Annotated in this window: 11 protein-coding genes; 8 read left to right on the top strand and 3 right to left on the bottom strand. The window is 40.2% G+C overall.

The features are described 5' to 3' along the window. Nucleotides 1–282: 282 nt before the first annotated feature. From HDC90_RS18675 to HDC90_RS18655, 5 genes are all read left to right on the top strand, one after another. A complete protein-coding gene (locus tag HDC90_RS18675; protein ID WP_184469090.1) occupies nucleotides 283–1,560 on the top strand; it encodes a DUF5103 domain-containing protein in 1,278 nt (425 codons plus the stop codon). Between the two features lie 350 nt (nucleotides 1,561–1,910). Next, entirely contained in the window at nucleotides 1,911–2,876 is a 966-nt protein-coding gene (locus HDC90_RS18670; protein ID WP_184469088.1) for an SUMF1/EgtB/PvdO family nonheme iron enzyme, read from the top strand. A 35-nt stretch (nucleotides 2,877–2,911) separates the two neighbouring features. After that, nucleotides 2,912–4,231 carry a Gfo/Idh/MocA family oxidoreductase gene (locus HDC90_RS18665; RefSeq protein WP_184469086.1) on the top strand — a complete coding sequence of 440 codons (1,320 nt, stop codon included), beginning with the start codon at nucleotides 2,912–2,914 and terminating at the stop codon, nucleotides 4,229–4,231. A gap of 9 nt (nucleotides 4,232–4,240) precedes the next feature. Further along, nucleotides 4,241–5,239 carry an FAD:protein FMN transferase gene (locus tag HDC90_RS18660; RefSeq protein ID WP_184469084.1) on the top strand — a complete coding sequence of 333 codons (999 nt, stop codon included), beginning with the start codon at nucleotides 4,241–4,243 and terminating at the stop codon, nucleotides 5,237–5,239. A gap of 15 nt (nucleotides 5,240–5,254) precedes the next feature. Next, nucleotides 5,255–6,181, top strand: coding sequence for a hydroxypyruvate isomerase family protein (locus HDC90_RS18655; RefSeq protein ID WP_184469082.1), 927 nt, complete (start codon nucleotides 5,255–5,257; stop codon nucleotides 6,179–6,181). Nucleotides 6,182–6,305: 124 nt separating this feature from the next. Here the strand turns inward: HDC90_RS18655 and HDC90_RS18650 are convergent, their stop codons facing one another. Further along, entirely contained in the window at nucleotides 6,306–7,793 is a 1,488-nt protein-coding gene (locus HDC90_RS18650) for an alpha-amylase (RefSeq protein WP_184469080.1), read from the bottom strand. Nucleotides 7,794–8,290: 497 nt separating this feature from the next. Here HDC90_RS18650 and HDC90_RS18645 point away from each other — a divergent pair, with 497 nt between their 5' ends. Next, complete coding sequence (locus HDC90_RS18645) at nucleotides 8,291–8,812, top strand: acyl-CoA thioesterase (protein ID WP_184469078.1); 522 nt, start codon at nucleotides 8,291–8,293, stop codon at nucleotides 8,810–8,812. Nucleotides 8,813–8,883: 71 nt separating this feature from the next. Then, nucleotides 8,884–10,065: a sodium:proton antiporter gene (locus HDC90_RS18640; protein WP_184469076.1), complete on the top strand. Its 1,182-nt coding sequence runs from the start codon at nucleotides 8,884–8,886 to the stop codon at nucleotides 10,063–10,065. A 742-nt stretch (nucleotides 10,066–10,807) separates the two neighbouring features. On the opposite strand, the gene HDC90_RS18635 is transcribed toward HDC90_RS18640, so the two are convergent. Together HDC90_RS18635 and HDC90_RS18630 are read right to left on the bottom strand one after the other, a co-directional pair. After that, nucleotides 10,808–11,371: a hypothetical protein gene (locus tag HDC90_RS18635; protein WP_184469074.1), complete on the bottom strand. Its 564-nt coding sequence runs from the start codon at nucleotides 11,369–11,371 to the stop codon at nucleotides 10,808–10,810. Nucleotides 11,372–11,866: 495 nt separating this feature from the next. Further along, a complete protein-coding gene (locus tag HDC90_RS18630) occupies nucleotides 11,867–12,271 on the bottom strand; it encodes an EVE domain-containing protein (protein WP_184469072.1) in 405 nt (134 codons plus the stop codon). A 347-nt stretch (nucleotides 12,272–12,618) separates the two neighbouring features. On the opposite strand from HDC90_RS18630, the gene HDC90_RS18625 reads away from it, so the two are divergent. Next, nucleotides 12,619–12,861, top strand: coding sequence for a hypothetical protein (locus HDC90_RS18625; RefSeq protein ID WP_184469070.1), 243 nt, complete (start codon nucleotides 12,619–12,621; stop codon nucleotides 12,859–12,861). Nucleotides 12,862–12,876: the final 15 nt, after the last annotated feature.

Here is a 12,876-nt window from a genome sequence, read left to right as displayed (position 1 = left end):
TACCCCTCGAAATGACGGTAACCTAGCTGCCAGATAGGTATCAGACACACCTACATATTCTGAGAGAGATCGTCATTCCCAACTTGATTGGGAACGAACCTTAATGCAAGCGTTTTAAGATTCCCGCATGCACAGAAATAACGATGCATCGAAAAATCTTCCGTGTTAATCCGTGTTTCCGTGGCTTATTTTCAAACAAAAATATTTTTGTGTCAGATAGTAATATCTGACACCACAAATAATTCGGTTTTGTCCCTTCCCAATAAAACTTTACTTTTAGCCATGCAGAAAATATTAATTCCGTTTTTATTTTTCATCTCAACCCTGGCCTTTGCGCAAAACGACAAAACGTTTACTAACGAGAATAAAATTTATCTTCCAAATATTAAAACTGTACTTTGTTATAACAGCAATAAAGAGCAAAGTATACCGGTAATGATGCTCAATTCGCCTGAAACCATTACTTTTTCTTTTGATGATTTACTTGCGGGCACCCAAAACTACTGGTATACCATTGAACATTGTACTGCAGAATGGGAAACTTCTAAAATTTCGAGCATTGATTATTTGGGTAGTTTTAACGACGACCGTATCCTCAACTATCGGTATTCATCCAATACTACCCGAAAATATACACATTACGAAATCACGCTGCCCAATACGCAGATCCAACCCAAAATCGGTGGCAATTATGTGTTAAAAGTATATCTGGATGGTGATAAAAACAGGCCTGTTATTTCACAGCGTTTTTACGTGCTCGACAATCAGGTGGCCATTGCTGCAGAAATTACCAATTCCATGCAGGTTGAGAACAGGAACTACAAACAAAAAATCAACTTTACCATTAACCATACATTTCCCATCCCAAACCCCTACCAGGATATAAAAGCAGTGGTGATGCAAAATTTCAATGCCAATACAATCCAGGTAAATACTAAACCAGCATTTGTAAGACCAAACCAACTGGTTTATAACGATCTGAATACGAATGATTTCTGGGGAGATAATGAATTCAGAAAATTCGATACCCGGAGTTTAAGGTACAAAGCCGATAATGTTAAAGGCATATACCGCGATAACGAATCGGTAAATGTGATACTTTTTCAGGATGCCCCCAGAACTTCAGGTGCGTTTGCCAACCAGTTTGATGAAAACGGAAACTTTTTTATCCGCAATACCGACGGACGGGACGACAAGACAGAGGCAGAGTACATGAGCGTTTTGTTTACCTTAAATGCTCCTGCTCCCAGCGCTAACGGCGATGCTTATGTGGTTGGCCGGTTTAACAATTACACCATGGGCAATGAAAACAAGCTGATTTACGACGCCAACAGGAAACAGTTTTACGGCAATGTGATCCTTAAACAAGGCCTCTACGACTATGAGTTTGCCTGGTTTAACAAAGATACCAAGCTAATGGAAACCAAACCTTTCGAGGGTGCATTCTTCCAGACCGAAAACAGCTATCAGATTTTCGTTTATTACCGCCGTCCGGGTGCGCGCTGGGATACCTTAATTGGTTATACCAATTTAAGCAATAAAGTTTTAGACAGAAGGTAAGTCAGCTTGCAATGATGATGCGTCAAAATACAAAACAAACGATATAAGATGCATAAGGAATATAAGCTTAAATGACCTTATATTCCTTATGTGGCAAAGGACCTTTTAGCTATAATACGCTTAGACAATTATTTATAAGTAAGATCGATTTAAAAGATCTTCGCCAATTAGATCCTGAAACAAGTTCAGGATGACGATAGCTTTAATTGTCAATTTGACTTTTAATGTTACATTTCTTACCTTTATTGTTACATAAGTTTTCTTTGTTTTAAATGTGGTTATTTACTTTAGTGCTTCAGAAAGCAACCAAATAAACACACTAGAGAATTAGGTGTATCTAACCAAAAATTATGTTTAAAAAGTTAATTGCCGTAGCATTAATAGCCTATCCAAGTGCACAGATTTTAGCACAAAAACCCAGCGATTCGTACACACAATCCATTAACGGGACCAAATTAAAATTCGATATGCAGGCAATACCGGCAGGCAAATTCAAAATGGGAAGTAAAAACGGAAAACCAGATGAGCAACCTGTTCATGAGGTTAAACTCGATGCTTTCTGGATGGGAAAACATGAGGTAACCTGGGATATTTTTGAACCCTTCCTCTATCGCGATTATGAAAAACAAGCCAGTACAGGTGCCATTCCGGCTGAAGTAGATGCCGTTACCAGACCCACAAAACCCTATCTCGATATGACTTTTGGCATGGACAAAGAGCACCAGCCCGCCATAGCCATGACCCAATATAATGCCATCCAGTTTTGCAAATGGCTTTATGTACGTACAGGTGTTTTTTATCGCTTACCAACAGAGGCAGAATGGGAGTACGCCTGTAAAGCAGGTACCGAAAGCAATTATTCTTTCGGTGACGATGCCGCTAAATTAGGCGATTACGCCTGGTATAAAGATAACAGCGATAATAAAACCCATCAGGTAGGATTAAAAAAACCGAATGCCTGGGGTTTGTACGATATGCACGGGAATGTTAGCGAATGGACTTACGACCAGTACATTGCTGATTTTTACAGCCAGGGCAAAGATAAAATCACTGAAAACCCTGTTGCCAAACCCGAAAAGCTTTACCCAAATGTTGTTCGTGGAGGTTCTTACGATGAAACAGCAAATAATTTAACCTCGACGGCTAGATTAGCTTCTGATCCATCCTGGAAACAACTGGATCCACAGATTCCGAAAAGTAACTGGTGGTTCCCTGAAGCTCCTTTTGTAGGCATGCGGCTGGTACGTCCTGTAAAAACACCTTCAAAAGCAGAAATAGATGCGTATTACGATAAGCAGCCCATAAAAGACTTTTAAAAAACACAACCCTAACCAAAATAAAACTTAAACACATGAGAAAACCAATTAACCAACAAGATCGTCGCGATTTTTTAAAAGCAACAGCCATGCTGGCCGGCGGGGCCATGTTAAGCAGTATTCCGTTGGCCGGAGCATATGCATCAGGATCGGATACCATTAAAATAGCCTTAATAGGCTGTGGCGATCGTGGTACAGGAGCAGCTTTTCAGGCACTCAGCACTAAATTTAATATCAAACTGGTTGCTATGGCCGATGCTTTTCAAGACCGTTTAGATAGCAGTTACCAGTCCTTAAGTTCAAAATTTGCTGCAAAGATGGATGTTCCGAAAGAACGTCAGTTTGTAGGCTTCGATGCTTATTTAAAAGCCATTCCATTAGCCGATGTAGTGCTGTTAACCACGCCTCCGGGCTTCCGTCCTATTCATTTCGAAGAAGCGGTTAAACAGAATAAACAAATTTTCATGGAAAAACCTGTTGCTGTAGATGCACCGGGTATTAGAAAGGTATTGGCCGCAGCCGAAGAAGCTAAAAAGAAAAAATTAAACGTGGTAGTAGGTTTACAGCGCCGCTACCAGGCCAACTATCGCGAAGCGATGAAACGCATTAACGATGGTGCCATTGGCGATATCATGGCAGGCCAGGTATACTGGAACAGCGGTGGCGTTTGGGTACGTCCGCGTAAACCAAACCAGACTGAAATGGAGTACCAGATGAGAAACTGGTATTATTTCAACTGGTTATGCGGCGATCATATTGTAGAGCAGCATGTACACAATATCGATATTGCTAACTGGATCAAAAACGGGCATCCGGTTTCGGTACAGGGAACGGGCAGCCGCGCCTGGAGAACAGGAAAAGATTATGGCGAGATTTATGATAACCACTCTATCGAACTCACTTATGCCGATGGTGCGGTAATCCATAGCCAGTGCAGGCATTTTGAAGGTATCAGTAACCGTGTGGATGAATCTTTTCAAGGTACAAAAGGCAAGATTTATCTTTCAGCCGGCAACCAGGCCATCATGAAAGATTACAGCGGCAAAGAATTATATAACCACAATACCAAAGGAAATGCAAACCCGTACCAGACAGAACACGACGAGCTGTTCGATGCGGTTTCTAAGGGAGAATATAGATTCAGTAATGTAGATTATGCCGCAACAAGTACATTTTCGTCAATTATTGGCCGTTTTGCTACTTATTCCGGTCAAACCATTAAATGGGACGAGGCCTTGGCTTCCAACATTAGCTTAATGCCCGAACGTTTTGCATGGGATGCTAACCCAAAATTAATGCCTGACGAAAATGGATTATACCCTGTAGCCAGGCCCGGACAAACAAAGGTGATTTAAACTAAATGGATGCGTTATAGGTTTTTGCTTTTCATTTTACCGCTGATTTTTGCTTTTTCCTTAAAAAAAGAAGTGAGGCAATATAAAATCAATGGTCTTGCACAGGGAACCGATTATGCCATCATGTACTATGCCACTGATAGTTTAGCAACTAAGGCAGGCATAGATAGTCTTTTAAACGAAATTGATTTATCGATGTCGCTTTACAAGAAGGGATCATTGATAAATCAATTTAATGCTGCCGGAAAAGAAATTAAAACCGATCGTTTCATAAACGACGTACTTAAAAGGAGTTTCGAGATCAACCAGGATACCAAAGGTATTTTTGATATTACCGTTGCCCCATTGGTACAGGCCTGGGGTTTTGGACCAAAAGAGGCAAAAAAAGAACCCAGTCCGGCGGTTATTAAATCAATATTGGCCTGTGTAGGCATGAAAAACCTAAAACTTAAGAATGGTGTATTGAGCAAACAAAAACCTTGTGTGCAAATCGATTTAAATGGTATTGCACAAGGTTACAGTGTCGATTTAATTGCCGCTTATCTTGAGAAAAAAGGGATTAAGCAGTATGTTGCCGAACTGGGAGGTGAAATTCGGATATCAGGGCCAAAACCCAATGGAGAAGCCATGAAGATTGGCATTGAAGGCCCCGATAAAGATGGAATTCCGGTAATCAGGCATATCGCCGCCATAAATTCAGGCGCCATCACCACTTCAGGCAATTACCGGAAATTTCACCAGAGCGGAAAGAAAAAGATTTCACACCTGATTGATCCTAAAACGGGCTATCCTTTAGATAATGAGATGATCAGCGTTACGGTTTATGCGAACGATGCCATTACCGCCGATGGTTACGACAATGCTTTAATGGCCATGCATCTTAAAGATGCTATTGCCTTTGTAGAAAGCAGAAAAAACCTCGAAGCTTATTTTGTGTACCACCAAAAAGATGGCAAAATAGCCGATACCTTAACCACCGGATTTAAAAAATTAATTACACACCAATAATCTAGAACCTCACCAATGAAAAGAAGTGAATTTATAAGAAATAGTCTCCTTACTGCTGGTGCTGTAACCGCAGGGGGAGGTTTTACCCATGTTCTTGCTACCGAAAAAACCAATACCGCATTAAGCGATAAAACTTTTAACCTCGATTATGCCCCGCACCAGGGCATGTTCCAAAATCATGCAGGCAAAAGTTTTTTAGATCAGATCCAGTTTATATACGATAAAGGTTTCCGTTCAATAGAAGATAACGGCTACCTGGGCCGCCCTGTTGAAGAGCAGGAAAAAATCGGAAACCTGTTGGCAAAACTGGGTATGCGCATGGGCGTTTTTGTAGTAGATGGTGGCGATAACTGGAAAACTTCTTTAACTACGGGCAAAAAGGAATTTAAAGATAAATTTATCGAAACCTGCAAAAAATCAGTCGAAGCTGCAAAGCGCTGTAACGCCAAATGGCTTACCGTAGTGCCCGGGTTTTATGAACGTAACCTGCCTTATGGCAACCAGTTTGCCAATGTAATTGATGCCATGCGTGCGGGTGCCGAAATTTTTGAACCCCACGGTTTGATTATGGTTTTGGAAACCCTGAGCGATACGCCTGAACTCTTCCTGCAAAAAACAAATGAAACCTACGCTGTTTGCAAAGCGGTTAAAAGTCCTTCGTGTAAAATTCTTTATGATATTTACCACATGCAACGTACAGAAGGAGATTTAATCAAAACCATCGACCGCTGTTGGGACGAAATCGCCTACATCCAGATTGGCGATAATCCGGGCAGGAAAGAACCTACAACCGGAGAAATCAATTATAAAAACCTGTTCAAACACTTGTATACTAAAGGCTATAAAGGTGTTATGGGTATGGAGCACGGCAATTCGAAAGGTGGCAAAGAAGGCGAACTGGCTGTTATTTCTGCTTATCGGGCGGAGGATAACTTTTTGTAGTAATATTCAAATAAAGCTCCGTCATCTCGACTGAAGCACAGCGAAATGGAGAGATCTTTTAATTTGCTAATAAGGCTCAAAGATTTCTCCACTACGGTCGAAATGACGATTCTACGTGCCAATCCTATTCTACCTTCAACACCCAAACCGATACACTTCCGGCATTGCAATGAAACTCCGCCCAGCCATTTTCATCAATCACAACTTCCTGCTGACGATAGCCTAAAGCATCAACAAAAGTTTTTCCGGCAAAGTGTTTACCGATTTCCATTTCTTTATAACCCTCTTCTCCTGTACTTAACAACACCGCCAAACCGCTGTTTTCATGTTCCTCGTCACCAGCGCGGGTCCATCCTACGCAAATGCCATGGTCAAAATAATCGCGTTGCTCGCCATAGGCTAAGGCTGTACGGATTTTACTTATGGTTTCTACTACTGGGATGGCCACCAGCTCAACATGTACCTCATCGCCTTCTTTGTCTTTATCATCATAAATCCCTCCATACAGATCAGGAAAGAACAAACATGGAATGCCCTGTACGCGCAACAAGATCATAGCATAGGCTAAAGGTCTGAACCAAAAATCAACATAAGATTCCAATGCCTGCAAAGGTTGCGAATCATGATTATCAACGAAAGTTACCGCCAGATCGGGCTTCACCTGTACCAATGTTCCATCAAAAATCGTCCGCATATCAAAATCCTCGTTTTTACTGGCCAGGAAAAAATTATGGTGCAAAAGCGAATCGAATATTTGCGTCCTGCCGCCGGTAATTTCAATGTATTTCAATTGTCCCTCTCTATCCACCACATTCCAGTCTTCTGCCACGATAAAAAATTCGCGGTTAAATTTTTGGTTCAGGTGATCAATCCATTCTACAATAAAATCGGGATTGATGTGTTTAACGGCATCTAACCGAAAACCGTCTACCTTGGTGGTTTCGACTATCCATTCGCCCCAATATTTTAACTCTTCAATTACAGCCCTATTGCGGTAATCGATATCGTTAAACATCAGGTAATCGTAATTGCCCAATTCAGTAGATGGAACCTCTTCAAAACCTTCGCCCAGGTAGTTTTGAATGGAATAAATGGCTGTTTTTTTAAGGTCTTCCGCCCAATCTACCCCACTAAAGCACTCATGGTTCCATATAAATTCAGAATATTTACCCTTTCGGCCAGGAAAGGTAAACTTGGTCCAGGCTTCTATTTCGAAAACATCACTGGTAAATTCAGTTCTATCATCAGGGTTTACCGTTCTCACGGCTATTTTCTCCAGTTCATCGCCCCCAGCTTTATGGTTAAAAACGGCATCGGCCAAGGCTCCAATTCCATTCTCGTGCAGTGCTTCAATGGCTTTGATATATTCATCTTTAGATCCGTGTTTAGTATTTACACTTCCTTTCTGGTCGAATTCGCCCAGATCAAAAAGGTCGTAAACGGCATAACCGACATCATAGGCGGCATTGTTAGATTTATAGGCTGGAGGCAGCCAGACAGCAGTTATTCCAATTTCTTTTAAATGACTCGCTTCGGCAGCTACTTTGGTCCACAAATTTTGTTCTTCGTTATAATACCAATGGAAAAATTGGATCAGGGTCTGGTTCTGCATTAAATTCGATTTTTTTGTATGGATAACATGATAAAAGATGAATTGTTTTTAATAACACGCTCCCAAATCTATTTCCCGCTGATCTCCGTCGAAAAGCAAATCATCAATCTGCGAAAATCTGTATGATCTGCGGGAACAACCTTAACAAACTGAGTTCTATATTAATTTTAAAGCGGTCGTCACCCTGACCTGTAGCGAAGCGGAAAGCTACGAAGTAAATTTATTTCAGGGTCTTTCCTGCTATGTAAGATGCTGACCACGTAGTAGCTACAAGGCAATTGAAAACACTATTTCTACTTGTAAAATGAATTCAGCATGAAGAATTGGCCTAGCCCGAGGTGTTTAGAAACTGTTTTTCATTAAATAATTATCGAGTTTAGGTTAACATGCTTTTCCCCGTTGATTTCGCTGATCACCGCAGAAAAAACATCCTTTCCATCCGCCAGCATCTATTTGTAATACCATTTTAACTACATTTTACTTACTTTTGCCATCAAATGAGTTTAAAAAAGAAATTTGCCAAAGAAAGTTTTACCATCATGAACGAATTGGTATTACCCAACGATACCAATACCTTAAATAACCTGATGGGCGGACGCCTGCTTCATTGGATGGATATTGCAGCGGCAATTTCGGCTCAGAAACACTGCAACCGTATTGTGGTTACCGCTTCGGTTGATAATGTTTCCTTTAAACAACCCATTAAATTAGGTGATGTAATTACCATCGAAGCCAAAGTTACCCGGGCTTTTAATACCTCTGTAGAAGTCCGTTTAGATGTATGGGCAGAGAATATCCCTAGCGGTGCACGCCAAAAAAGTAATGAGGCCTATTATACCTTTGTTGCGGTTGATCAGAGCGCACGCACCATTCCCGTGCCCGAACTTATCCCAGAAACGCCAGAAGAAATCGATTTGTTTGAGGGGGCCTTACGCCGTAGGCAATTACGCCTGGTTTTAGGCGGAAAAATGAACCCTGATGAGGCCAGCGAACTCAAGGCACTTTTCTTTAAAGCGTAATTTTTTTTCAACAATTTCCTTTCAGCTTGGTTTGATTGTTTTACTTTAGTGTTTACCTTACGCTGAAAAATATGACAACTTATACCATTCTTATTATTTTAAGCGGATTAGTAATTTTCTCTTATCTGTTTGATTTAGTGGCCAGTAAAACCAAAGTACCGTCGGTTTTATTGCTATTGCTTTTAGGTATCGGTTTACGTTTCCTGGTCGATTATCTTAAAATACAGACTTTTAATTTTCTATCCATACTCCCTACTTTAGGTACAGTGGGTTTAATTTTGATTGTTTTTGAGGGCTCGCTCGAACTTAAATATGATCAACATAAAAACAGGGTCATTAAAGGTGCTTTTTTATCGGCCTTAACCATTTTACTGGGTACCATCAGCGTAATTACCACCATCATTTACCAGATTTCGCACCACGATTTATATACCTGTATTGCCAATGCCATTCCATTTAGTGTAATTAGTTCGGCCATTGCTATTCCATCGGCAGCAGCTTTAAATGATAAAGATAAAGAGTTTGTCATCTACGAATCGTCTTTCTCTGATATCCTGGGGATCATCATTTTCAATTTTGCTATTACCAATCACTCGATCACTACATCTGCCTTTATCGGTTTGGGGCTAAGCACCTTCCTCATTCTTTTACTATCGGCCATTGCCTGTGTGGTACTGTTGTACATTATGGGCAGGCTGGTACACCACATTAAATTTTTCCTGATTATAGCCATACTCATCCTGGTTTATGCCATTGGTCAATCTTACCACCTCTCTTCGCTCGTACTGATCCTGAGTACAGGTTTATTCCTGAACAATGCAGATACCATCCAGAACGTTTGGTTCAGGAGTATTTTTTTATACAAGAATTTAACGGCCGATTTATCGCAGCTTTACCAATTATCGGCAGAAAGTGCTTTTATTTTGCGGACATTCTTTTTTGTTATTTTCGGTTTTACGATGAACATCGGCGAACTGAACAACAAGATTGTATTGGCCAATGGCTTTTTCATCCTGATCACGATATACCTCATCAGGATGCTCTTCCTTAAAATATTTAAAAAGGATAACCTAGGCCCGATTTTATACATCGCCCCCCGCGGACTGATCAGTATTTTACTTTATTTTAACCTGCCAGCTTCCTTAAAAATACCCGAAGTGGGTACGCCGTTCCTGTTTCTGGTTGTACTGGGATCGAGTATTGTAATGACGCTTGGAATAACCTTGAGCAAGAGAATTAGTGTGATTGAGTAGTTTATTTGGTTAATTGTATAAACTGGTTAACCGGTTAATTGAGAAGTTTTTTTTTTGGAAATGAATGTCAGTATTTCATAGGTACTGTAGCCCTGCCATTCGCTTTATTCCGATGAAGAATCGGAATGCCCGCTGCTGTCAGGTTTATTGAACAACGGTTTGTTTTCAAGGCACAAAACTTTGTACATCAACCCGATTAGAATCTATTGTGTGGACAAATCTTTTTTAAGAATATTTTAGGCATTTTGCTAACTGACTTTAATAAAACACGGTCCTCCCCGAAGGACGCCGTCAATCCCAAGTGGCAGAAGGATCAAAAAACAGGTGTAATACAGGACAAATAGCACCACCAAACCTGAAACGCAGTGGTTTTGTGTTCATAGAAGATAATTCAAAGCTATAAATGAATTGAACACAAACCCCGCAGGGCTCAATCAGACCAAATAAAACATAACAATACCTGATTAAACAAAGTGCTGCTGTTTTTTTGATGTGCGTGGGCTAGTGAGAAGCCACCTTGTTGGATTGACAGAGCGCTTTGGGTACTTTGGCGCTCCAAAATGCGCCAGCATTCTTGAGCACAAATAAAAACAACATGATTTGCGAAAAACGACCATGCCCCGCGGCAGAGAGCGAAAAAAAATATTTGTAGCCACATGATAGAACTTTATGAAAAAGCAATCTTTAAAATCAGCACGATTTTATAAATCGGTTAATCTACTCCCAAGCCTACTCTAAACACCTAAGGTTTAAATGTAGCTGAAATACTTTTTAGCTGCTGCAGTTCGGCGAGCACATTTGGATTAGCCTGGTAGTAAATAGAATAATAACTGAGTTCGTTTAACTTATTTTGATCTATTTTATTAAAGTTAAAACGTGCCAGATTCGGATTAATGGCATGGATGGGCAAGGCAACGGCATTGGCAAGTGCAGTAAAAATGACAGAATAAAACGCAGTTCCGGCTTCCTCTTCCAAACTGGGTGCTTCTTTACCCCATTTATCGACCAATTTGCCACGGGCGTCTACTTTGTATTGCTCGGGATGCGCTGTACCTATCTTAACCAGGTCTATCCCTTTATAACCTTTTTTAATCGTCCTAATCTGTACGGTTTTAATTTCATTGATGGGAACCTTAATAAATTCGCCGTCATGATTCAGGATCGCATTTACCGAATCTACTTTGTATAAAATCCCTTTGTATTTACCATTTACGGTTTTAAGAATGGCCATGTAAGGTTTTATACCCTGAGCATTTGCCAAAGTAAAGGAAAGAAAAAAGAGGAGCGTAAAACAGATGGTTTTCATGTTGAGGTATTAAGAGACAGTTAAATTTACTACAATATTTTAATATTTAACATTTCCATCACACCGAGCAGAGTCGAAATGCTTTTAATACATTTCAAATGGAGGCTTGTGCTATGAATCAGCTTTGTGTACCGTTTGAACTTCCACCCAGCTAGGCCAAAGCACTGTATCTACGTTCTACTTAAATCCGGCCTAACAAATTTTTCGGGCTGCACTGTTCTGGCCTAACAACTGGCTTCAAAAGAAAAATTTTCAGCCGGTGTTTTATTAATGGTTTTCTATTATTTTCATTTGTATTAATGAGCTCGGCAATGCCTCGGTTTTGTTCTTTTTGACACCAAAAAGAAAGAGCCCTTCGGCGGCGGTGAGCCGAGGCAAGATCGTGGCGTATGGCAAAAGACATTAATTGTACGTTACTAATGTTTTTAAACAATTAATTAATTGTTTAAATCGGTTAACTGAATTCAAATTCGTAAATCGACTAAAGACTTCGGACTAAGCCCCCATTTCCAAAATCTTATCAAACTCAGCAGCTTTAAGCGGCATTACCGATAAACGCCCCTGCCTCACCAATGAAATATCGGCCAAACTCGGCTCAGCTTTAATCTGCTCTAATGAAACCGGGTTCTTCAACGTTTCTACAGGAGCCAGATCAACCACCACCCAATTCGCATCATCAGTAGTGGGGTCCTGGTAAAATTCTTTTACTACTTTGGCAATACCCACTACATTTTTACCTTCGTTGCTGTGGTAAAAAAGCACCAAATCGCCCTCTTTCATCGCTTTGAGGTTATTACGGGCCTGGTAATTACGCACGCCATCCCAAAAGGTACGGCCATCTGCATTAAATCTTTCCCAACTGTATTTAAAAGGCTCTGATTTGACTAACCAATGATTCATGCTGCTTTGTATTTATTTCGATTATTTAAGCTCAAAACTAAGAAAAGTGAATGGATTAGGAAATAGGTTGAAAAGAATGGTGGGTAGGTATCATTAGTAAACATATTGTTCATTGTTGTGCCAGCTTTACTGAAACAACCAGTATTCCATACGCATTTCAGTATGCATACTTAACTATGAGTATTTACGGCTTCCCGTATTTGCAATTATTTTTTTCTTTATACATTAGTAAAACTAAATAAATCGTTATGCTCAATCTTAACTTACCCCGCCTAATCTATATTAAAAACCTCTTTTGTTCACAATTGATTTCCGAATAATTAGTGAAAATTCAACCTTACAATAAAATGACAGATAGAACTGCTATAGACACAATAAAGGGATATTTCTATCAGTTCGATTATGCCATTTCTAAATTATTGGAATTAGACCTAGATACAGACACGATTATTGTTGAAGGCATTGAAGATGTTGATGTAAGTACGGCAACAGATGAATTGGCAATTCAATGTGTGTATTTCAATGAAAGTGACCCCTCTGTTTCGGGCCAAACTGGCCACCAATTTGATTACCGGATGATGCGTATCTAGTTCCTTTCCCTCCGA

The organism is Pedobacter sp. AK013 (assembly GCF_014205835.1).
Classification (GTDB): domain Bacteria; phylum Bacteroidota; class Bacteroidia; order Sphingobacteriales; family Sphingobacteriaceae; genus Pedobacter.
Note: the sequence above shows the minus strand (reverse complement) of the source record. Positions and strands in the feature narration are given on the sequence as shown.

Excerpts from the sequence above, each read along its gene's own strand:
- HDC90_RS18675 (WP_184469090.1), top strand. The coding sequence starts at position 283 with ATGCAGAAAATATTAATTCCGTTTTTATTTTTCATCTCAACCCTGGCC.
- HDC90_RS18670 (WP_184469088.1), top strand. The coding sequence starts at position 1,911 with ATGTTTAAAAAGTTAATTGCCGTAGCATTAATAGCCTATCCAAGTGCA.
- HDC90_RS18665 (WP_184469086.1), top strand. The coding sequence starts at position 2,912 with ATGAGAAAACCAATTAACCAACAAGATCGTCGCGATTTTTTAAAAGCA.
- HDC90_RS18660 (WP_184469084.1), top strand. The coding sequence starts at position 4,241 with ATGCGTTATAGGTTTTTGCTTTTCATTTTACCGCTGATTTTTGCTTTT.
- HDC90_RS18655 (WP_184469082.1), top strand. The coding sequence starts at position 5,255 with ATGAAAAGAAGTGAATTTATAAGAAATAGTCTCCTTACTGCTGGTGCT.
- HDC90_RS18650 (WP_184469080.1), bottom strand. The coding sequence starts at position 7,793 with ATGCAGAACCAGACCCTGATCCAATTTTTCCATTGGTATTATAACGAA.
- HDC90_RS18645 (WP_184469078.1), top strand. The coding sequence starts at position 8,291 with ATGAGTTTAAAAAAGAAATTTGCCAAAGAAAGTTTTACCATCATGAAC.
- HDC90_RS18640 (WP_184469076.1), top strand. The coding sequence starts at position 8,884 with ATGACAACTTATACCATTCTTATTATTTTAAGCGGATTAGTAATTTTC.
- HDC90_RS18635 (WP_184469074.1), bottom strand. The coding sequence starts at position 11,371 with ATGAAAACCATCTGTTTTACGCTCCTCTTTTTTCTTTCCTTTACTTTG.
- HDC90_RS18630 (WP_184469072.1), bottom strand. The coding sequence starts at position 12,271 with ATGAATCATTGGTTAGTCAAATCAGAGCCTTTTAAATACAGTTGGGAA.
- HDC90_RS18625 (WP_184469070.1), top strand. The coding sequence starts at position 12,619 with ATGACAGATAGAACTGCTATAGACACAATAAAGGGATATTTCTATCAG.